This window comes from Macromonas nakdongensis, assembly GCF_002837145.1.
GTDB lineage: Bacteria > Pseudomonadota > Gammaproteobacteria > Burkholderiales > Burkholderiaceae_C > Macromonas_B > Macromonas_B nakdongensis.
Genome location: NZ_NWMV01000042.1, coordinates 41,875 through 61,994 on the forward strand (window position 1 = coordinate 41,875; position 20,120 = coordinate 61,994).

At 67.3% G+C, this 20,120-nt stretch carries 19 protein-coding genes; 6 read left to right on the forward strand and 13 right to left on the reverse strand.

The genetic code is table 11. The annotated features are described in order from the left end of the window. Window positions 1-104: 104 nt before the first annotated feature. Complete coding sequence (locus CON77_RS07125) at window positions 105-1,265, forward strand: ribonucleotide-diphosphate reductase subunit beta (protein WP_101048478.1); 1,161 nt, start codon at window positions 105-107, stop codon at window positions 1,263-1,265. 204 nt (window positions 1,266-1,469) lie between these two features. Further along, entirely contained in the window at window positions 1,470-2,093 is a 624-nt protein-coding gene (locus tag CON77_RS07130; protein WP_101048498.1) for a histone, read from the forward strand. Window positions 2,094-2,158: 65 nt separating this feature from the next. Here the strand turns inward: CON77_RS07130 and CON77_RS07135 are convergent, their stop codons facing one another. The 5 genes from CON77_RS07135 to accB form a co-directional block, all read right to left on the reverse strand. After that, window positions 2,159-3,064 (reverse strand): carbohydrate kinase family protein, encoded by a 906-nt coding sequence (locus tag CON77_RS07135; protein WP_101048479.1) that lies wholly within the window; start codon window positions 3,062-3,064, stop codon window positions 2,159-2,161. Between the two features lie 39 nt (window positions 3,065-3,103). Further along, a complete protein-coding gene (locus CON77_RS15515; protein WP_101048480.1) occupies window positions 3,104-4,141 on the reverse strand; it encodes a DUF3426 domain-containing protein in 1,038 nt (345 codons plus the stop codon). Window positions 4,142-4,216: 75 nt separating this feature from the next. After that, window positions 4,217-5,104, reverse strand: coding sequence for a 50S ribosomal protein L11 methyltransferase (gene prmA, locus CON77_RS07145; RefSeq protein ID WP_101048481.1), 888 nt, complete (start codon window positions 5,102-5,104; stop codon window positions 4,217-4,219). 31 nt (window positions 5,105-5,135) lie between these two features. Continuing rightward, entirely contained in the window at window positions 5,136-6,485 is a 1,350-nt protein-coding gene (accC, locus tag CON77_RS07150) for an acetyl-CoA carboxylase biotin carboxylase subunit (protein WP_101048482.1), read from the reverse strand. A 14-nt stretch (window positions 6,486-6,499) separates the two neighbouring features. Beyond that, the gene (gene accB / locus CON77_RS07155) at window positions 6,500-6,961 is read right to left on the reverse strand and encodes an acetyl-CoA carboxylase biotin carboxyl carrier protein (protein ID WP_101048483.1); all 462 of its coding nucleotides are present in this window, start codon (window positions 6,959-6,961) and stop codon (window positions 6,500-6,502) included. A 151-nt stretch (window positions 6,962-7,112) separates the two neighbouring features. Between accB and pilB the strand changes: the two genes are divergently transcribed. The 3 genes from pilB to CON77_RS07170 are packed head-to-tail and all read left to right on the forward strand — an operon-like array spanning window position 7,113 to window position 10,903. Then, window positions 7,113-8,840, forward strand: coding sequence for a type IV-A pilus assembly ATPase PilB (gene pilB, locus CON77_RS07160; protein ID WP_232788436.1), 1,728 nt, complete (start codon window positions 7,113-7,115; stop codon window positions 8,838-8,840). Between the two features lie 42 nt (window positions 8,841-8,882). Further along, window positions 8,883-10,097: a type II secretion system F family protein gene (locus tag CON77_RS07165; RefSeq protein WP_101048484.1), complete on the forward strand. Its 1,215-nt coding sequence runs from the start codon at window positions 8,883-8,885 to the stop codon at window positions 10,095-10,097. Then, the gene (locus CON77_RS07170) at window positions 10,094-10,903 is read left to right on the forward strand and encodes an exodeoxyribonuclease III (protein WP_101048485.1); all 810 of its coding nucleotides are present in this window, start codon (window positions 10,094-10,096) and stop codon (window positions 10,901-10,903) included. Before CON77_RS07165 ends, CON77_RS07170 begins: the two co-directional genes overlap by 4 nt. Window positions 10,904-10,940: 37 nt before the next feature. Here the strand turns inward: CON77_RS07170 and ntrC are convergent, their stop codons facing one another. The 6 genes from ntrC to CON77_RS07200 all read right to left on the reverse strand — a co-directional run bounded on the left by ntrC (window position 10,941) and on the right by CON77_RS07200 (window position 17,631). Continuing rightward, complete coding sequence (ntrC, locus tag CON77_RS07175; RefSeq protein WP_101048486.1) at window positions 10,941-12,464, reverse strand: nitrogen regulation protein NR(I); 1,524 nt, start codon at window positions 12,462-12,464, stop codon at window positions 10,941-10,943. An 84-nt stretch (window positions 12,465-12,548) separates the two neighbouring features. Continuing rightward, window positions 12,549-13,631, reverse strand: a complete 1,083-nt coding sequence (gene glnL / locus CON77_RS07180; RefSeq protein WP_101048487.1) for a nitrogen regulation protein NR(II) — start codon at window positions 13,629-13,631, stop codon at window positions 12,549-12,551. Between the two features lie 2 nt (window positions 13,632-13,633). After that, complete coding sequence (locus tag CON77_RS07185) at window positions 13,634-14,176, reverse strand: hypothetical protein (RefSeq protein ID WP_198552296.1); 543 nt, start codon at window positions 14,174-14,176, stop codon at window positions 13,634-13,636. Between the two features lie 156 nt (window positions 14,177-14,332). After that, window positions 14,333-15,748, reverse strand: coding sequence for a type I glutamate--ammonia ligase (gene glnA / locus CON77_RS07190; protein WP_101048488.1), 1,416 nt, complete (start codon window positions 15,746-15,748; stop codon window positions 14,333-14,335). 147 nt (window positions 15,749-15,895) lie between these two features. Then, window positions 15,896-16,732, reverse strand: coding sequence for a competence/damage-inducible protein A (locus tag CON77_RS07195; protein WP_101048489.1), 837 nt, complete (start codon window positions 16,730-16,732; stop codon window positions 15,896-15,898). After that, a complete protein-coding gene (locus tag CON77_RS07200) occupies window positions 16,729-17,631 on the reverse strand; it encodes an EI24 domain-containing protein (RefSeq protein ID WP_198552297.1) in 903 nt (300 codons plus the stop codon). Before CON77_RS07200 ends, CON77_RS07195 begins: the two co-directional genes overlap by 4 nt. Window positions 17,632-17,679: 48 nt before the next feature. Here CON77_RS07200 and CON77_RS07205 point away from each other — a divergent pair, with 48 nt between their 5' ends. Continuing rightward, entirely contained in the window at window positions 17,680-18,510 is an 831-nt protein-coding gene (locus CON77_RS07205; protein WP_101048490.1) for an alpha/beta fold hydrolase, read from the forward strand. Window positions 18,511-18,528: 18 nt separating this feature from the next. Here CON77_RS07205 and CON77_RS07210 read toward each other — a convergent pair whose 3' ends face one another. Together CON77_RS07210 and CON77_RS07215 are read right to left on the reverse strand one after the other, a co-directional pair. Continuing rightward, window positions 18,529-19,263 carry a 16S rRNA pseudouridine(516) synthase gene (locus CON77_RS07210; RefSeq protein ID WP_101048491.1) on the reverse strand — a complete coding sequence of 245 codons (735 nt, stop codon included), beginning with the start codon at window positions 19,261-19,263 and terminating at the stop codon, window positions 18,529-18,531. Between the two features lie 66 nt (window positions 19,264-19,329). Next, window positions 19,330-20,120 (reverse strand): heme biosynthesis protein HemY (locus CON77_RS07215; protein ID WP_369407345.1); only part of this gene is annotated, 791 nt, incomplete at its 5' end.

Consider the following 20,120-nt stretch of genomic DNA (forward strand, 5'->3'; position numbering starts at 1 on the left):
TTCGATGCGGCCACGCAACACCCTGCGGGGAGTTCGCGTGGCCCCTCGGAAAACGCTTGCTTTTCCGGCCTGCACTTTCATAATCCGACAGACTGGACTCAAGCATGTTGACCTGGGACGACCACAGCACCCCCGCACTGCAACCCGTGCGCACCACCCCCGCCGCTCCGCAAACGCCGGCGACGGTTTCGGCACCCTCCTACACCGCCACACCGGCCACGGCCAGCAGCACCGCGGTGGCCGCCGGCCAGCGCATCAACGCCGCCGACAAGCGCATCATCAACGGCCAGACCGACGTCAACCAACTGGTGCCGTTCAAGTACAAGTGGGCCTGGGAAAAATACCTGGCCACCTGCGCCAACCACTGGATGCCGCAGGAAGTGAACATGTCGCGCGACATCGCGACCTGGAAAGACCCCAACGGCCTGACCGAGGACGAGCGCCGCATCGTCAAGCGCAACCTCGGCTTCTTCGTGACCGCCGACTCGCTGGCCGCCAACAACATCGTGCTGGGCACCTACCGCCACATCACCGCACCCGAATGCCGCCAGTTCCTGCTGCGCCAGGCCTTTGAAGAGGCCATCCACACCCACGCCTACCAGTACATCGTGGAGTCGCTGGGGCTGGACGAATCCGAGATCTTCAACGCCTACCACGAGGTGCAGTCCATCCGCGACAAGGACGAGTTCCTGATCCCGTTCATCGACGCGATCATGGACCCCAACTTCCACACCGGCACGCCCGAGACCGACCAGACCCTGCTCAAGTCGCTGATCGTCTTTGCCTGCCTGATGGAAGGCCTGTTCTTCTACGTCGGCTTCACGCAGATCCTGGCCTTGGGCCGCCAAAACAAGATGACCGGCGCCGCCGAGCAGTACCAGTACATCCTGCGCGACGAGTCGATGCACTGCAACTTCGGCATCGACCTGATCAACCAGTTGAAGCTTGAGAACCCGCACCTGTGGACGGCCGAGTTCAAGGCCGAGATCAAGGCGCTGTTCCTCAAGGCCGTGGACCTGGAATACGCCTACGCCGAAGACACCATGCCGCGTGGCGTGCTGGGCCTGAACGCCAACATGTTCAAGGGCTACCTGCGCTACATTGCCAACCGCCGCGCGACGCAAATTGGCCTGGAGCCGCTGTTCCCGAACGAAGAAAACCCCTTCCCCTGGATGAGCGAGATGATCGACCTCAAGAAGGAGCGCAATTTCTTCGAAACCCGTGTGATCGAGTACCAGTCGGGGGGCGCGCTGTCCTGGGACTGATCCCAGCCCACGGCAACGATCCATGCGGCCTTTTTTTGCAAACTCCGCCACGGCGGCCCGGTGGGCCGAGCGCGGGTTTGGTGTCCCCATTCAACGCCCTGGGTTCATCGGCGAGATGCATCCGCCCGAACCCATGGCGCTGAATCGCTTGCCCTGCAGTGTTTGCGGTCAAGCGCTCTTTGCAACTTGATCAAGGAGAACAACATGGCAACTGCGAAAAAGGCCGCTCCGGCCAAGAAAGCGGCGGCGCCGGCGAAGAAAGCCGCGGCCCCCGCCAAGCAAGCGGCTCCGACGGCAGCTGCCGCGGCGCCCGCGAAGAAGGCCCCTGTGGCCAAGAAAGCGGCGGCCGCTCCGGCCAAAGCCGCCGCACCAAAGGCGGCCGCGCCCGCCAAGAAGGCCGCACCAGCGAAGAAAGCCGCTGCTGCGGCCCCCGAGGCCGCCGCCCCGGCCAAGAAGGCGCCCGCTGCCAAGAAAGCCGCCGCGGCTCCGGCCAAGGCCGCCGCCCCGAAAGCGGCTGCACCCGCCAAGAAGGCGGCGCCGGCGAAGAAGGCCGCAGCCGCCCCCAAGGCCGCCGCCCCGGCCAAGAAGGCACCTGCCGCCAAGAAAGCCGCCGTGGCTCCGGCCAAGGCCGCCGCCCCGAAAGCGGCTGCACCCGCCAAGAAAGCAGCGCCGGCGAAGAAGGCCGCTCCCGCCAAAGCCCCCGCAGCCAAGGCAGCACCGGCGAAAAAAGCCCCGGCCAAAAAGGCCGCAGCCGCAGCACCGGCTCCGTCCGCGCAGACCAAGCTCACGCCCCAGGCGGCCTGGCCCTTCCCGACCAAGAAGCCTTAACACGGCCCCCGTCCACCGCAGCCCGCAGCCGCTCTCGGCTGGCGGGCTGTTTTTTTACCCGGGGTTCAGGCAGTCGCCAGAGCCGTGGCGTCGAAACGGTAATTCTGACCGCCGCGCGAGGCGATCTTCTCGGCGCCCATGCGGTTGCCCAAGGCGGCACACCGTGCCAGCGGCCAGCCCTGCGACAGGCCATAGAGCAGGGCAGCCCGGAAGGCATCACCGCAACCGGTGGGGTCCACCACCTCGGCCGCCGGCACACCCGGCACGTGGGTGCGCTCACCGTCCTGCCACAGCTCACAGCCCTGGTCGGCCAGGGTGATGACCAGCCCGCGCAAGCGTTGCGACAGGGCCGCGTGATCCAGACCCGTGCGGTCGCTGAGCATGCGCGCTTCGTAATCGTTCAAGGCCGCCCAATCGGCCAGCTCGACGAAGCGCAACAACTCTTCGCCATTGAACATGGGCAGGCCTTGGCCCGGGTCGAACACAAAGGGAATGCCCGCGGCGTGGAACTGCTCGGCGTGCTGCAGCATGGCGTCGCGCCCATCGGGCGAAATGATGCCAATCACCGCGCCCGTGTCGGCCCCGATGGGGTTGCGGTGGGCCAGCGACATGGCCCCGGGGTGGAAGGCGGTGATCTGGTTGTTGTCGCGGTCGGTCATGATCATGGCCTGGGCGGTGTACTGCTCCGCCGCCAGCTGGACGTGGCGAGTGTCGACCCCCAGGCTGTCCAAGCGGCTCAGGTAGTCCTGCCCGTCGCTGCCCAGGGTGGCCACGGGACGGGCCTGGGCCCCGAGCTGGCGCAGCCCATAGGCAATGTTGCCGGCGCAGCCGCCGTACTCGCGCCGCAAACCCGGCACCAGGAAGGAGACGTTGAGGATGTGCAGCTGGTCGGGCAGGATCTGTTCGGCAAAGCGCCCCTCAAAGGTCATGATGGTGTCGAAGGCCAGGGAGCCGCAAATCAGGATGGACATGCCGAAACGCTTTCTCGGGCCGCAGCCCGTGGACAAAATTCAGGGGTAGAACAGGATGGCACGGTAGCCGGTCATGACCTGGGCCTCGGGGCTGGCCAGTTCCAGTTCGAACTGCACCGGCCATTCGGCCCCCGGCGCCAGGGTGGCCCGGGGTTCTGGCCATTCCTGCGGGGGCAGCACGCGGCGCACCAGCACCTGGTCGTGGATGTCGGTGAGGGTCAACTCCAACGCGGGCGTGGCGACTTCCAGCGCGGAGGCGTTGCGCACCACGACGTTGAAAGTGTAGCGGCCCGGCGCTCGCCGCAGCAGCACGGAGCTGTCGATGACGACGTCCTCCAGCTGGCGCGGCGGGGCCACAGCGCACTCCAGCGGCGCGCAGATTTTTTCCAGGGCCGGCTGGGCATCGGGGACGCGGGCGGCCAGGCTGTCGCGCCAATGCAGGCTAGCCTGCAACGCCAGCAAACCGAGCAGCACCAGCACCACTGCGACCAAGCCCACGCGGACCCAGGGCCGGCGCCAGAATGCACGGCGCTCGGCCTGACGCACGAAACTGGGCTGGTAGGGATCCGGCTCGGCAGCGAACGCCGGGGGATGGGCGGGCTCATGCCGGTCGGAGGGCTCGGAACGCGGAGCCTGTGCGGGGGCGACAGCGGGTTCGCCCGGCGCAGCAGAAGACCAGAGGGGCTCGGTCGGCGTTCCGCTCAGGGGCTCGGGCGCAGGACCGACGGGCTCTGCCCGATCAGACGCGGTCGGCCACGCGAGATCGGGGGCGACCACTGCGGTGCCCACCCCATTTTCGGTCAGGCCGACGGCCGGTTGTTCGGGCGCGGAGGCGGGGGTTTCCGAAACAGGATCAGGCACGGACACTGGCGCAGGCGGCACCGGGTCGGTCTGGGGCGCCGCTTGGGCGGGCAAGTCGATGGGCTCAAGGCCGGGCCACCAGGGCTGCAGGTCGAGGGTGGCGTCGAACACCTGCTGGCAGTGGCCGCAGCGCACCCAGCCTTCGGAAATCTTGAGCTGGTCGCTCACCACCTTGAATGCGGTGGCGCACGCCGGACAACGGGTGATAAAGCTCATGCCTGGATTATTGCAGGCCCACCACGGCAGCTGGGAAGCGCCCAGACCTGCCGCGGGAGCCTGGCACGGGCGCGGTCAGGCCGGGCGACCGGCGGTCATCAGGATCCAACCGTCTTCGCAGTCGGCCACCTCCAGCGCCAGCCAGGGGGCGTAGGCCGCCTTCAGTTCGTCGGCCTGGCGCTCCAGGATGCCGGCCAGCACCAGGCTCCCGCCCGCGGCCACATGGCCGCACAGCAGGGGGGCCAGCACTTTCAAGGGCGTGGCCAGGATGTTGGCCAGCACCACGTCGAACGCCCCCTGCGCGAGCTCCGGCAAGCCGGCCTGCAGAGCGACGTGGTTGTTGGCGGCGTTGATCCGGGTCGACTCCACGGCCGCCGGGTCGATGTCGACCGCGATCAGCTCGGTGGCACCGAACTTGGCGGCACCGATGGCCAGGATGCCCGAGCCGCACCCGTAGTCCAGCACCCGCCGACCGGCGAGCGAGCGCTGTGCGACCCAGCGCAGGCACATGCGGGTGGTGGGGTGCGTGCCGGTGCCAAACGCCAGCCCCGGGTCCAGCCGGATCACGGTCTGGGCCGCGGCCGGCGGCTCGTGCCAACTGGGCACGATCCAGAAGCTCGGGGTGATGTCCACGGGCGAGAACTGGGACTGCGTCAGACGCACCCAGTCTTCGTCGGCCACCGGGCGCACGCCCACGGTCTCGCAGCCCTCGAAAAAGACTTGCAGCGCCAAGAGATCGGCGGCTTCCTGCGCCGCAGACTGCGCCGGAAACAGGGCGACGACGCGCGAACGCTGCCAGCCGGCTTTGGGCGCCGGCATGCCGGGTTCGCCGAACAGGGCCCGCTCGGCCGGGGTCTGGGCATCGGCGTCTTCCACCGACACACTCAGGGCATCCAGGGCCTCGAGCGCATCGCTCAGGTCCTCGATGCGCTCTTCTGGCGCCAGCAGCACCAGCTCGAACATGCGGGCGCCGGCGCTGCCGGTTGCAACGGTGTCAGCGCTCACGTTGGGCCAGCCAGGATTCAAGGTAATGGATGTTGGTGCCGCCGGCCTCGAAGTTGGCGTCCACCATCAGCTCGCGGTGCAGCGGCACGTTGGTCTTGATGCCTTCGACCGCCACCTCCGACAAGGCCGTGCGCATGCGCGCCAGGGCCTGCTCACGGGTGTCCCCGTGGACGATGAGCTTGCCGATCATCGAATCGTAGTTCGGCGGCACCATGTAGTTGGCGTAGACGTGCGAGTCGACCCGCACGCCCGGCCCGCCCGGCATGTGCCAGGTGGTGACCCGGCCCGGCGAGGGGGTGAACTTGTACGCGTCTTCGGCGTTGATGCGGCATTCGATGGCGTGGCCGCGCACCTGGATCTGGCGCTGGGTGAAGGGCAGTTTCTCGCCAGCGGCCACCGCGATCTGGGTGCGCACGATGTCGATGCCGGTGATGGCCTCGGTCACCGGGTGCTCCACCTGCACGCGGGTGTTCATCTCGATGAAGTAAAACTCGCCGTTCTCGTACAGGAACTCGAAGGTGCCGGCGCCACGGTAGCCGATCTTCTTGCAGGCGGCGGCACAGCGTTCGCCGATCTTCTCGATCAGGCGGCGCGGGATGCCCGGCGCCGGCGCCTCTTCGATGACCTTCTGGTGGCGGCGCTGCATGGAGCAGTCGCGCTCGAACAGGTAGACGGCGTTGCGGTGCTGGTCGGCCAGCACCTGGATTTCGATGTGCCGGGGGTTCTGGAGAAACTTCTCCATGTACACCTCGGGGTTGCCGAAGGCCGCACCGGCTTCGGCCTTGGTGGTCTGCACCGCGTGCAGCAGCGCCGCCTCGGTGTGCACCACGCGCATGCCGCGGCCACCACCGCCGCCCGCGGCCTTGATGATGACCGGGTAGCCCACCGCCTTGGCGGTGCGCTTGATGACGACCGGGTCGTCGGGAAGCGCGCCCTCGGAGCCGGGCACGCAGGGCACGCCGGCGCGGATCATGGCCTGCTTGGCCGAGACCTTGTCGCCCATGATGCGAATGGACTCGGGCGTGGGGCCGATGAAGACGAAGCCGCTCTTTTCCACGCGCTCGGCGAAGTCGGCGTTTTCGCTCAGGAAGCCATAACCGGGGTGGATGGCTTCGGCGTCCGTCACCTCGGCCGCCGAGATGATGGCCGGCATGCTGAGGTAGCTTTGGCCGGACGGGGCCGGGCCGATGCAGACGGCCTCGTCGGCGAGCTTGACGTATTTGGCGTCGCGGTCGGCCTCGGAGTAGACCATCACCGCCTGGATGCCCATTTCGCGGCAGGCGCGCTGCACCCGCAGGGCGATCTCGCCGCGGTTGGCGATCAGGATTTTCTTGAACATGAGCGGAGCGCCCCTTATTCGATGACGAACAGCGGCTGACCGTATTCGACGGCCTGGCCGTTTTCGACCAGAATCTGGGTCACGGTGCCGGATTTGTCGGCCTCGATTTCGTTGAGGATCTTCATGGCTTCCACGATGCAAATCGCTTCGCCTTCCTTGATGGTCTGGCCCACCTCGGCAAAAGGCTTGGCGCCCGGGCTGGAGGCGCGGTAGAAAGTGCCGACCATGGGCGACTTGACGACATGGCCCGTCGGCGCAGCCGGGGCCGCGGCCACGGGGGCCGCCACGGCCTCCAGCGGGGCGGCGACCACGGGGGCGGCCACGGTCATGGCCGGCGCTGCGGCCACCATGGCCACGGGCGCAGCCGGGGCGGTTTTGACGATGCGGACCTTTCCTTCGGCTTCGGTGATCTCGAGTTCGGATACATTCGACTCGGAAACGAGGTCGATCAGGGTCTTGAGCTTGCGCAAATCCATGTTTTCTCCAGAATATGCATCTAAAATGCATCAAACTTTCCGCATTCACGCGGATTTGGGACGGAATATACACGATGTCGCGGCCGCACGGCGGCGGATTTCTGTGCTAGGAAAACCCCGCGCGGGGCGTTTCAAAGGGGCTTGACGAGCGATGGTCGAAGAAGAAGGCGTCTCCACCATGGCCCTGCCCGGCTTGGCCCGGGCGCTGGTCGCGGCCGGCACGCTGCCGCAGAAGACGGCCGAAGAACTCTACGCCCAGGCCCAGGCCAAAAAGGCCAATTTCATCCAGGAAATCATCGGCAGCGGGGCGGTGTCGGCGCGCGACCTGGCCCACACCATGTCGGAGGCCTTTGCCGCCCCCCTGGTGGACCTGGACGCGGTGGACGTGCAGCGCCTGCCCAAAGGCCTGCTGGACGCCAAAACCTGCCAGCAGTACCGGCTGGTGGTGTTGAGCAAGCGCAGCAACCGCCTCACGGTGGCCACGGCCGACCCGTCGGACCACCAGGCCGCCGAAAAAATCAAGTTCGCCACCCAATTGGGGGTGGACTGGGTCATCGCCGAGGTGGACAAGCTGAGCAAGCTGGTGGAGAGCCTGAGCGCCTCGACCGGCGAGGCAATCGACCACATCGTCGGCGGCGACTTCGAATTCGAAGAGGGCAGCATCGAAATGGCCTCGGCCGAGCCCACCGACAAGGTGGCGCAGGAGGTCGAAGATGCGCCGATCGTGAAGTTTTTGCAGAAAATGCTGCTCGATGCCTACTCGATGAAGGCATCGGACCTGCATTTCGAGCCTTACGAACACCAGTACCGGGTGCGCTTCCGCATCGACGGCGAGTTGCGCGAAATCGCCTCGCCGCCACCGGCCATCAAGGAAAAACTGGCTTCGCGCATCAAAGTCATTTCAAAACTCGACATTTCCGAGAAGCGCATCCCGCAAGACGGACGCATGAAGCTCAAGGTCGGGCCGGACAAGGTGATCGATTTCCGCATCAGCACCCTGCCCACGCTGTTCGGCGAAAAGATCGTGATCCGGATTCTGGACCCAAGCAGCGCGCAGATGGGCATTGAAGCACTGGGTTACGAGCCCGACGAGAAGGAAAAGCTGCTGAACGCCATCCACCGCCCCTACGGCATGGTGCTGGTGACCGGTCCGACCGGATCGGGCAAGACGGTGTCGCTCTACACCTGCCTCAACATCCTGAACCAGCCGGGGGTGAACATTTCCACGGCCGAAGACCCGTCGGAGATCAACCTGCCGGGGGTGAACCAGGTCAATGTCAACGAGAAGGCGGGCCTCACCTTCGCCTCGGCGCTGAAGGCCTTTCTGCGGCAGGACCCGGACATCATCATGGTGGGCGAGATCCGGGACCTGGAAACCGCCGACATCGCCATCAAGGCGGCGCAGACCGGGCACATGGTGTTGTCCACGCTGCACACCAACGACGCGCCTTCGACGCTGACGCGGATGCTGAACATGGGCATCGCGCCGTTCAACATCGCCTCCAGCGTGAACCTGATCACGGCGCAGCGCCTGGCCCGGCGCCTGTGCAAGCAGTGCAAGGTGCCCCTGGACGACGTGCCGGAGGTGGCCCTGCGGGAGGCCGGCTTCAAGGCCGAGGAACTCGACGGCTCCTGGAAACCGTACAAGCCCGTGGGCTGCAACGCCTGCAACAACGGCTACAAGGGCCGGGTCGGCATCTACCAGGTCATGCCGATCACCGAAGACATGCAGCAAATCATCCTGCGCGGCGGCAGTGCGTTGGAAATTGCCAACCAGGCCAAGGCCGAAGGTGTGCGCAGTTTGCGCGAATCCGGGTTGCGAAAGGTTAAACTGGGCATCACATCGCTGGAGGAAGTGCTGGGCTGCACCAACGAATGACGGGCGCGTACCTCCGCCACACACAGACACCACGGGGAAAACATGGCCACGGCTAGCAAAAGTGTCAAGGACTACGTGTTCGAGTGGGAGGGCAAGGACCGCAACGGCAAGACCGTGCGCGGCGAACTGCGCGCGGTGGGCGAGAACCAGGTGCAGGCCAGCCTGCGGCGCCAGGGCATCCTGGTGCAGAAGGTCAAGAAGCGCAAGATGGCCTCTGCCAAGCGCATCAAGCCCAAGGACATCGCCATCTTCACCCGCCAGCTGGCGACCATGATGAAGGCCGGCGTGCCCTTGCTGCAGGCCTTCGACATCGTCGGCCGCGGCAACCCCAACCCCAGCGTCACCAAGCTGCTCAACGACATCCGCACCGACGTGGAAACCGGCACCTCGCTGAGCGCGGCCTTTCGCAAGCATCCGCTGTATTTCAACGCCCTGTACTGCAACCTGGTGGAGGCCGGCGAGGCCGCCGGCATTCTGGAAGACCTGCTGGACCGCCTGGCCACTTACATGGAGAAGACCGAGGCGATCAAGAGCAAGGTCAAGTCCGCACTGATGTACCCCACGGCGGTGGTCGTGGTGGCCTTCGTGGTGGTGGCGGTGATCATGATTTTCGTGATCCCGGCGTTCAAGGAGGTGTTCTCGTCCTTCGGTGCCGACCTGCCCGCGCCCACCCTGTTCGTGATCGCGATGAGCGAGTTCTTCGTGGCCTACTGGTGGCTGATCTTCGGCGGCCTGGGCGGTGGCGTGTATTTCTTCATGCAGGCCTGGCAGCGCAACGAGAAGGTGCAGCGCTTCATGGACCGGCTGCTGCTGAAAGTGCCGATCTTCGGCGCCCTGGTGGAAAAATCCACCGTGGCGCGCTGGACGCGCACGCTCTCGACCATGTTCGCCGCCGGCGTGCCGCTGGTCGAAGCCCTGGATTCGGTGGGCGGTGCCTCGGGCAACACGGTCTATGCCGACGCCACCAGCAAGATCCAGCAGGAAGTCTCCACCGGCACCAGCCTGACCATGGCCATGACCAACGCCAACATCTTCCCGTCGATGGTGCTGCAGATGTGCGCCATCGGCGAAGAGTCCGGCTCGATCGATCACATGCTGGGCAAGGCCGCCGACTTTTACGAGGCCGAGGTGGACGACATGGTGGCCGGCCTGTCGAGCCTGATGGAGCCCATCATCATCGTCATTCTGGGCTCGGTGATCGGTGGCATCGTGGTGTCGATGTACCTGCCCATCTTCAAGCTGGGGCAGGTGGTTTGAGCGCAACGACAGCCCTCCGCCTCGCCACCTGGAACGTCAACTCCCTGGGCGTGCGCCTGCCGCAGGTGCTGGACTGGCTCGCCGCGCAGGCGGACGCCAATCACCCGGTGGACGTGCTGGCACTGCAGGAGCTCAAGCTGACCGACGACAAATTCCCGGCCGATGCCCTGGCCCAGGCCGGCTACCACGCGGTCTGGTTCGGCCAGAAAACCTACAACGGCGTCGCCTTGCTCTCGCGCAGCCCGGGCCGCGAGGTGGTGAAGAACATCCCCGGCTTTGCCGACGAGCAATCCCGCGTGATCGCCGCCACCTACGGCGAAGGCGAGGCCGCGGTGCGCGTGATCGGCGCCTACTTCCCCAACGGCCAGGCCCCCGGCAGCGACAAGTTCGCCTACAAGATGCGCTGGCTGGAGGCGCTGCGTGCTTGGGTCGCCGACGAACTGGCCCGCCACCCCCGTCTGGCCCTGGTGGGCGACTACAACATCACCTTCGACGACGCCGACGTCTGGGACCCGGACGGCCTGCGCGACACCATCCACTGCACCACCGAAGAACGCGCTCACCTGCAGGCACTCATCGGCCTGGGCCTGCACGACGCGCACCGCCTGTTCCCGCAAGTGCCCAAGAGCTACAGCTGGTGGGACTACCGCATGCTGGGCTTCCAGAAAAACCGCGGCCTGCGCATCGACCACATCCTGGTCAGCGACGCGCTCAAAGCGCGTGCCCGCGCCTGCACCATCGACCGCGCGCCGCGCAAGCTCAAGCAGCCCAGTGACCACGCCCCGGTGGTGTTGACGCTGGACTGAAGTGCCCGCCCGGCCATGCGACCGGGCGGTGCGGGGTTCACTCCAGGTGCAATTCCTGGATCTTGCGGGTGATGGTGTTGCGGCCAATGCCCAGCTTCTGCGCGGCTTCGATGCGCCGCCCCCGGGTCGCCACCAGGGCGGTCTGGATCAGGCGTGACTCGAAACGGCGGCTGAGCACATCCCAGACATCGGGGCGGCCGTCGGCGAGCAGGGCCTGTGCTTCGGCCTGCAAGCCCTGCTCCCAACCGACGTCAGTGGCCACGGGCAAGGCCGCCACCGCGGCCAGCGGTGCGACCAGTGGCAGCGAACGCGCGGTCGGCACAGCCGCGGCGCCGGCCAGCGCGATCGGGTCGTGCTCGTCCACCGGCACCAGGGCCTCGGCGCCACCGCCAGCGGGGGCGGCAGCCAGCACCTCGGGCGGGAGGTCTTTCACGTCGATCAGCTGCGCAGGGGCCATCACGGTGAGCCAGTGGCAGATGTTTTCCAGCTGGCGCACGTTGCCAGGGAAGTCGAAACCGCACAGCGCCTGCAGGGCGGCGTCGGAAATCCGCTTGGGCTCCACGTCGAGCTGCTTGGCGCTGGCCTGCAGAAAGAAGCGGGCCAGCACCGGCACGTCCTCGCGCCGCTCGCGCAGCGCCGGCAGGCGCAGGCGGATGACGTTGAGGCGGTGGAACAAGTCTTCGCGGAAGCCCCCTTCCTTGACCTGCTGCTCCAGGTTCTGGTGGGTGGCGGCGACGACACGCACGTTCGCCTTGACCGCGCTGTGCCCGCCGACGCGGTAGAAATGCCCGTCGCTCAGGACCCGCAGCAGCCGGGTCTGCAGGTCGAAGGGCATGTCGCCGATTTCGTCGAGGAACAGGGTACCGCCCTCGGCCTGCTCGAAACGGCCGCGGCGCATGGTCTGGGCGCCGGTGAAGGCGCCACGCTCGTGGCCAAACAGTTCGCTTTCCAGCAGGTCTTTCGGAATGGCCGCGGTGTTGATGGCCACGAACGGTCCTTTGGCGCGCGGCGAGTGCTTGTGCAGGGCACGCGCCACCAGCTCCTTGCCCGAACCCGATTCGCCGGTGATCAGCACCGTCACGTTGCTCTGGCTCAGGCGGCCGATGGCGCGGAACACGTCCTGCATGGCCGGGGCCTGGCCCAGCATTTCGGGCGCGGCGCTCAGGCGCTCCTCGGCCACCTCCTCGCGCTGGCTTTCTTCCACGGCACGGCGGATCAGTTCGACCGCCTTGGGCAGGTCGAAGGGCTTGGGCAGGTACTCGAAGGCACCGCCCTGGAAAGCCGACACGGCGCTGTCCAGGTCAGAAAAAGCGGTCATGATGATGACCGGCAGACCGGGCATCTGCTTTTTGACCTTGTCCAGCAGTTCCAGGCCAGAGCCACCGGGCATGCGGATGTCGCTGACCAGCACCTGCGGCCCCTCGTCGTCGGCATCGGCCAGGGCGTCGAGCACCTCGCGCGGGCTGGTGAAACTGCGGGTGGGCAGGCTTTCGCGCAGCAGGGCTTTCTCGAGAACAAACCGGATGGATTGGTCGTCGTCCACGATCCAGATGGGTTTCATGCGCGCATTCCTGTACTTGTCATGTGTCCCCCTGCCCCTGGCTTGTGTCTGTGGCGTCACCTCGGGCTCCAATGGCAACCGGGTTCAAGGCAGGGGGATCAGCAACTTGAAATCGGTGCGGCCCGGCTCGCTGTCGCATTCGATCAGGCCATGGTGTTGCTGCACAAAGGTCTGTGCCAGGGTCAACCCCAGACCGGAACCGCCATCGCGCCCCGACACCAGCGGGTAGAAGATGCGGTCCTTGATCTCGTCGGGCACGCCGGACCCGTTGTCGATGACATGCAATTCCAATGCCAGCCGGTAGCGGCGCTTGCCGAAAGTGACCTGGCGCTGCACGCGCGAGCGGAACACCAGTTCGGCGTCGCCCGCGGCGATGCGGTCTTTGAGCGCGTGTGCCGCGTTGTGCGCCAAGTTGAGCACCGCCTGGATGAGTTGCTCGCGGTCACCCCGGAATTCGGGGATGGAGATGTCGTAATCCCGCACCACCTTGAGCCCGCGCGGGAATTCCGCCAGGATGAGCGAACGCACCCGCTCACAGACCTCGTGGATGTTGACGTCGCCCACCACCTGGGCCCGCCGGTGCGGCGCCAGCAGGCGGTCCACCAGGGTCTGCAGGCGGTCGGCCTCGTGGATGATGACCTGGGTGTACTCCACCAGCTCGCGCGAGTCCAGCTCCATCTGCAGCAGCTGGGCCGCGCCGCGGATGCCGCCCAGGGGGTTCTTGATCTCGTGCGCCAGGTTGCGGATCAGTTCCTTGTTGGCCTGGGCCTGGTCCATCAGGCGCTCCTCGCGCTCCTGGCGCGCCTGCTGCTCCAGGGGCAGCAGTTCCACCACCAGCTCGCCGGGCACATCGCTCTGCGCCAGCACCACGTGCACCGACAGCGGCTCGTGGTTCAGGCGCTTGAGGTGGGCGTCGTAGCGGATCACCGCGTACTCGTTGCCGCCCGCGCCTTGCAGCGCGTTCTGCAGCAGCTCCGGCGAGGTGAACCAATCGGTCAGAGGCACCCCGGCGATGCTGCGCCGCGACAGGCCGATGGCGTCTTCCAGCGCGTTGTTGACGAACAGCACCTGGCCTTCGCCGTTGACCACCGCCACCAGGGTGGCCAGCATGTCCAGCGCCTGGAAACGCTGGGGGATGGGATTTTTGGCTTTGCGCGCGGTCGGCATGCTCAGCGTTCCCCGGCCGGCTTCAGGCGCGCGATCTCGCGCTGGATGGCCGCGACATCGCTTTCGGCCCGCTCCAGGCGGGCCTTCAGATCGGCCACCCGCTCCTGGTAGCGCTGCGGGTTGCTGCGCTCGCTGGCCAGGCGCTCGGGTTGGCCCTTGTTGTATTCCTCGCGCAGCTCGTCCAGGCGCTCCTGGGCGCGCTGCAGCTCCTGGTCGAGGATCTGGCGGGCATCGCTGTCGCGCGCGCGCTGCTCGCTGCTGTCCACCCGTTCGCCGGCGTTGCGTGCCCCAGCGGCCTTGGGTGCGCCACCGGGTTTACCTTCGCCCGCCGCCGCACCGGCCGGGGCCGCCGCCGGGCGCGTGCCTTCGACGATAGTGAGGTTGCCGCCCTCCACCAGGCGGCAGCCGCGGGCCTGCGCGTTGCCCGGGTTGTTGGTGTATTCGTTGCCGCAGCGGTAGATCGGGCTCTGGGCCCCGACCGCAGCAGACAGGGCCAGCAGCAGGGGGGCCACAACGGTGGCGGGGCGCGAAGAAAAGACGTTCATGGCTTGCTCTGCAATGCGGATTCGGGGCGGTCAAAGCCCCCACACCTCAGGGATTTCCAGTATCGCCGAAATTGCCCGGGGTCTGCACCACCGGGGGCGCCAACGAAAAAGGGACGGCTTGCGCCGTCCCTTTCCAAGCCTTATGGGCCAAGCCGATCAGAGGCTGAAGTACATGTCGAATTCGCAGGGCGACACTTCGACGCGGCTGCGGGTCACGTCCTGCATCTTCAGTTCGATGTAGGCGTCGATCATGGAATCGGTGAACACGCCGCCCTTGGTCAGGAAGGCGCGGTCCTTGTCCAGGTGCTCCAGCGCCTGGTCCAGGCTGTGGCACACGGTCGGCACCAGCTTGTCCTCTTCCGGCGGCAGGTGGTACAGGTCCTTGGTGGCGGCTTCGCCCGGGTGGATCTTGTTCTCCACGCCGTCCAGACCGGCCATCAGCAGGGCCGCGAAACCCAGGTAGGGGTTCATCATGGGGTCCGGGAAGCGGGCTTCCACGCGGCGGGCCTTGGGGTTGGCCACGTACGGGATGCGGATCGAGGCGGAACGGTTCTTGGCTGAGTAGGCCAGCTTCACCGGGGCTTCGAAGTGCGGCACCAGACGCTTGTAGGAGTTGGTGGTCGGGTTGGTGATGGCATTGAGGGCACGGGCGTGCTTGATGATGCCGCCGATGTAGTACAGGGCGAAATCGCTCAGACCGGCGTAGCCGTCACCGGCGAACAGGTTCTTGCCGTCTTTCCACACGGACTGGTGCACGTGCATGCCGGAACCGTTGTCGCCGTGGTAGGGCTTGGGCATGAAGGTGGCCGTCTTGCCGTAGCTGTTGGCCACGTTCTGGATCACGTACTTCTGCAGCACGGTCCAGTCGGCACGCTCGACCAGTGTGGAGAAGCGGGTGCCGATTTCGTTCTGACCGGCGCCAGCCACTTCGTGGTGGAACACCTCGACCGGGATGCCCAGGGATTCGAGGATCAGCGACATTTCGGCGCGCATGTCCTGGGTGCTGTCAACCGGGGGCACGGGGAAGTAGCCGCCCTTGGTGGTAGGACGGTGACCGCGGTTGCCGCCTTCGAGCTTGGCACCGGTGTTCCAGGGGGCTTCGTACTCTTCGATCTGGTAGAAGCTGCGGCCCGGCTCGGTGCTCCAGCGGACTTCGTCGAAGATGAAGAATTCGGGTTCCGGACCGAAGAAGGCGGTGTCGCCCAGGCCGGAGGACTTGAGGTAGGCTTCGGCGCGCTTGGCGATGGAGCGCGGGTCGCGGTCGTAGGACTTGCCGTCGGCCGGCTCCAGCACGTCGCAGCTCAGGATCAGCGTGGTTTCCTCGAAGAACGGGTCGATGTTGGCCGTGTTCGGGTCGGGGATCAGCTGCATATCGGAGGCTTCGATGCCCTTCCAGCCGGCGATGGACGAACCGTCAAACGCGTGGCCCGAAACGAACTTGTCTTCGTCGAAGTGGGACACGGGCACGGTGGTGTGGTGCTGCTTGCCACGGGTGTCGGTGAAGCGGAAATCGACGAACTTGACGTCGTTCTCTTGCACCATCTTCATCACGTCTGCGACGGTCTTGGCCATCAGAAATCTCCTGGTCAGGAAAGGACAAAAAACTGTACTCTGCGAAGGTTAGCAGCATCCATGCCAACTTTCGCCCAACGGGGCGCCGACAGCACCCCACCCAAACACACCAATTCGGTGCATTTATTCACTTTTTTGGTGCAAATCTCAACGCACCAATTCGGGACCGAGCCGCGCACCATGGGCGCGCAAGCCGGCCTTGAGGGCGTCGTACGCCACGGCCGTGAGTGTAGCCTCTCCCTTGACGCCCAACTCGATGTGCCGGCCATACTGGGGGTGATCAACGCTGGGCAGGCTGAACACCTTGACCCCGGGGTGGTCGGTTTCGATCTGCTCCATCAGCGGGGTGAGCGTCGCCTCCAGGGCACCAAAAACGATCACCGAGCGCTCGCAGCGCTCGGTACGGCGCTGCTGGGCGGCGTATTCGGAGTCGAGCACCGCGGCGATCATGGGCCAGGCCATGACCGGAAAACCCGGCACGAAATGCACCACCCCGCCGCCAGCCCCGTGGCAGCGGAACCCAGGGATTTTGTTGTATGGGTTGTAAATGACCGACGCCCCCAGCGGAAACAAGCCCATGTTCAGGCGGTGGACGTTGTCGGGGCGGTCGGGCTCGTAGGGTTGGCCCTGCTCGCGGGCAACGTCGCGCATGCGCTCCTCGATCAGCGCGCGCGCCTGCGGGTGCAGCGCCAGGTCCACGCCCAGGGCGGCGGCGGCGCACTGGCGGGTGTGGTCGTCCGGGGTGGCGCCGATGCCCCCGCAGGAGAACACCACGTGGTCGCTGGCGAAGGCGTCGCGCAGGGCGGCGGTGATGGCGGGCCGGTCGTCGCCCAGGTAGCGCGCCCAGGACAGGGCCAGGCCGCGCTCGCCCAGCAGTTCGATGACCTTGGGCAGGTGCTTGTCCTGGCGCTTGCCGGAGAGGATTTCGTCGCCGATGATGATGAGCCCGAAGGTGGGCGCGGCAGGGGTTGGGGTCAGGGTCATGGCAGTTCTCGGGCCTGCACGTCGATGATGGCGCCACCTGCACCGGGGGCGGGCGGGGGAGCCGATGGCAAGGTCCCGTCGGGAGCGGGGGGTACGGATGTGCCGGCCTGGGCACGCAATTCGGCCAGGGCAGTCAGCAGGTAATGGGCAAACCACAGGGACGCGAAGGCGAACACGAGGGCGTAAATCCAAATGGCCAGGGGCACCAACAGGGGCGCCAGCGCGATGAACATGGCCCCAGAGGCCCACAGCAGCGTGGGCGCCGCACCCAGGTAGCCGGACAGCACACCCATGGCCAGCAAAGGCACCCGGTGCCGGGCGAGCAGGCTGCGGCGTTCCTCGCGGCTGGCGTGGTCGGCCAGGGCGTCGTAAGCGAACACGCGGTAGGTCAACCAGCCCCAGATCAGGGGCGGCAGCACCAGCACCAGCGGCGGCACCAGCCAGAACGGCAGGGACACCAGCAAGGCCAGCAGGGCCAGCACGGTGGACCCCAGGGACCAGGCCATGCTGCCGAGCAGGGTGCCCCCACGCCGCCGCTCCAGGGCCGGGAAGCGGCGCTGAGCCACCAGATCGACCATGGCCGGCGTCATGAAAAACGCCACCAGCAGCAGCGCCATGACGACGATGAGCGGCGTGACCAGCACCAGTACCACGAGCGGGGCGAACACGCTGCGCAGGCTGCCGATGCCGACCGACTCCAGCCAGTTCAGGGCGAAGGACACCAGCTCCCAGGTTTCCAGCCAAACCATGACCGAGGCGACGGCGCCGTCCCAGAAAAAATAGCCCAGCGCGAACGCCACCGCGACCATCAGCAGCAGGGGCAGGACCGACAAAGCGATGACGCGCGGGTGCAGGCAGTAGCCCACCGAGCGCCAGAAAGAACCGATCAGCAAACGCATGACGCCAAGGATACAGGCAAGCGCCGACCGCGCCGTTACGATGGCCATATGACGCTTGCGCCCGCCCCGCCCCGCGCCGCCACCGAGCACCCGCCCAGCACCACCGTCGACATCGGTGGCGTGGCGCTGGAACTGCTGCACCTGCCCGGCCCGCACACCGACCGGGCACCGCTGGTGTTTCTACACGAAGGCCTGGGTTCGGTGGACCTGTGGGGCCAGAAAGACCACTACTGGCCCGCCACCCTCTGCGCCGCCACCGGCCGCAGTGGCTGGGTGTGGTCGCGACGCGGCTATGGGCGGTCCGACCCCATCCCCGACGTGCGCGGCAGCGGCCGCCACGGCCCCGACTACATGCACCGGGCCGCCTGGGACACCCTGCCCCAGCTGCTGCGCGTCTGCGGCGTGGAGCGACCGGTGCTGGTCGGCCACTCGGACGGTGCCACCATCGCCCTGCTGCACGCCAGCCGGCACCCGGTGACGGCCTGCGTGGCCATGGCGCCGCACGTGTTCGTCGAAGACGTGGCGCTGCGGGCGATCGAACAGGCGCGCGAGGCCTATCTGCACACCCCCTTGCGCGAGCGCCTGGCCCGCTACCACCGAGACGTGGACAACGCCTTCTGGCAGTGGAACGACGTGTGGCTGTCGGCCCCTTTCCGCGCGTTCGACATCCGCACCGAATGCGCGGCGATCACGGCGCCGCTGCTGCTGATCCAGGGCGAGGACGACGAATACGGCACGATGGCCCAACTGGACGACACCGCGCGGGCGGTGCCGCACGCCCAGCGTCTGGCGTTGCCCGGCTGCGGCCACAGCCCGCACCGCGACCAGGCCGAGGCGGTGACCCGCGCCATCACCGACTTTCTGGCCCCCCTGGCTTGAGGCTGCGGGACGGGCCGCTCAGGACGCGCGGCCCATCAGGCCGGCGACTTCCGCCGGGGTGAGCCAGCGCCACTGGCCCGGCGCCAGGTCGGCAGGCAGGGCCAGGGCCCCGATGGCGCTGCGGTGCAGGGCCTCGACCCGGTTGCTGACGGCCGCCACCATGCGCTTGACCTGGTGGTATTTGCCTTCGGTCAGGGTCAGGCGCAGCAAGTGCGTGCCGTCGACTTCACAGGCCGCGGCGCGCACCGGTTTCGGGTCGTCGTCGAGCACCACACCGGCCAGCAGGCGCTGCACCTGCTCGGGCGTGACCGGGTGCTTGCAGGTGGCCTCGTAGACCTTGGGCACGTGGTGCTTGGGCGACGACAGGCGGTGGATGAACTTGCCGTCGTCGGAGAGCAACAGCAGGCCGGTGGTGTCCTGGTCGAGCCGGCCCACGGCCTGCACCCCGCTGGCGGCCCCCGAAGGACGCGAACGCAAGGGCCCCGGCAACAGGGTGTAGATGCTGGGCCAGGCCCCGGGTTTTTGCGAGCACTCGTGGCCGGTGGGTTTGTGCAGCATCAGGTAGGCCTGGGCCTGGTAGGCCCAGCGCTCGCCCTGCACGTGGAAGACCAGGCCCTCGGGGTCCACGTCCTCGGTCGGATCGTCCACCGGCCGCGGCGGATCCCCCAGTGTGACGCGGCCCTGTTGAACCAAGCCGCAACACACGCGGCGGGTGCCAAATCCCTGGCTGTAAAGCATGTCCTGCAATTGCATGCCGCGAGCATACTGCGAAAGCGGACGGGCCCAACCCCACGCCCTGCGGGGGCCGGGCGCGGGGCTTCAGGCCAGGGCGGCTTTTTTCCAGGCGGCCTGGGCGGCGGACGGGTCGCCCCGCTCCTCGGCCAGGCGGGCCAGGCTGCACCAGGTGCGGCGGCGCAGATCGGCGTCGGCCAGGCTGCGGCTGGCCTGGTCCAGCAGGAACGCGGCCTTGCCCCACAACTGGCGCTGCATGAAGGCCTGCCCGGCCAGGTACTGCAGCCCGGGGTCGGACGGGTGCAGGCGCTGGGCCTCCTCCAACTGGGCCAGCCACGGCAGGTCGAGCCGGGGCAGCGCGGCCTCGAGCAAGCCGATCAAACGCCGCCGCCGGGACTCGGACGCGGCCTCGTAGCCCTGCCACGCGTGGCGCAGGGCGTCTTGCCACATGCGTTGGGCGGCCGCAGAAGCTTCGCCCTGGCCGGTCGCGTCCTCGGCGGCAGCGGGCGCCCAGGCCTGCCAACGCTCCAGCACAGCCAGGGCCAGTTCCGGGTTCTGGCGTTCGGACGCGTCCCAGCCTTGCCAGACGCGCAGCAGTTGCTCGCGGTCGTGGGTGTCTCGGATGGCGTCGAGCAGCAGGCCGCGCAGGACGGTGCTGGCCGCGTCGCGTGAAAACGCGCGGTGTTTGGTCAGCAGCCGGACCATGTCGATCGCACCGGCGGTGTCGTGGCGCAACTGGGCCAGGCGGAGCTTGAGGCGCACCGCCTGGATGCGCCGGGACACGCCCTGGGGCAGGTCGGCCAGCCAGCGCTGGGCGGACTCGGCGTCGCGGCCGTCGAGCGCCCAAGACGCGGCACGCAGCAGGGCACCTTCGCGCG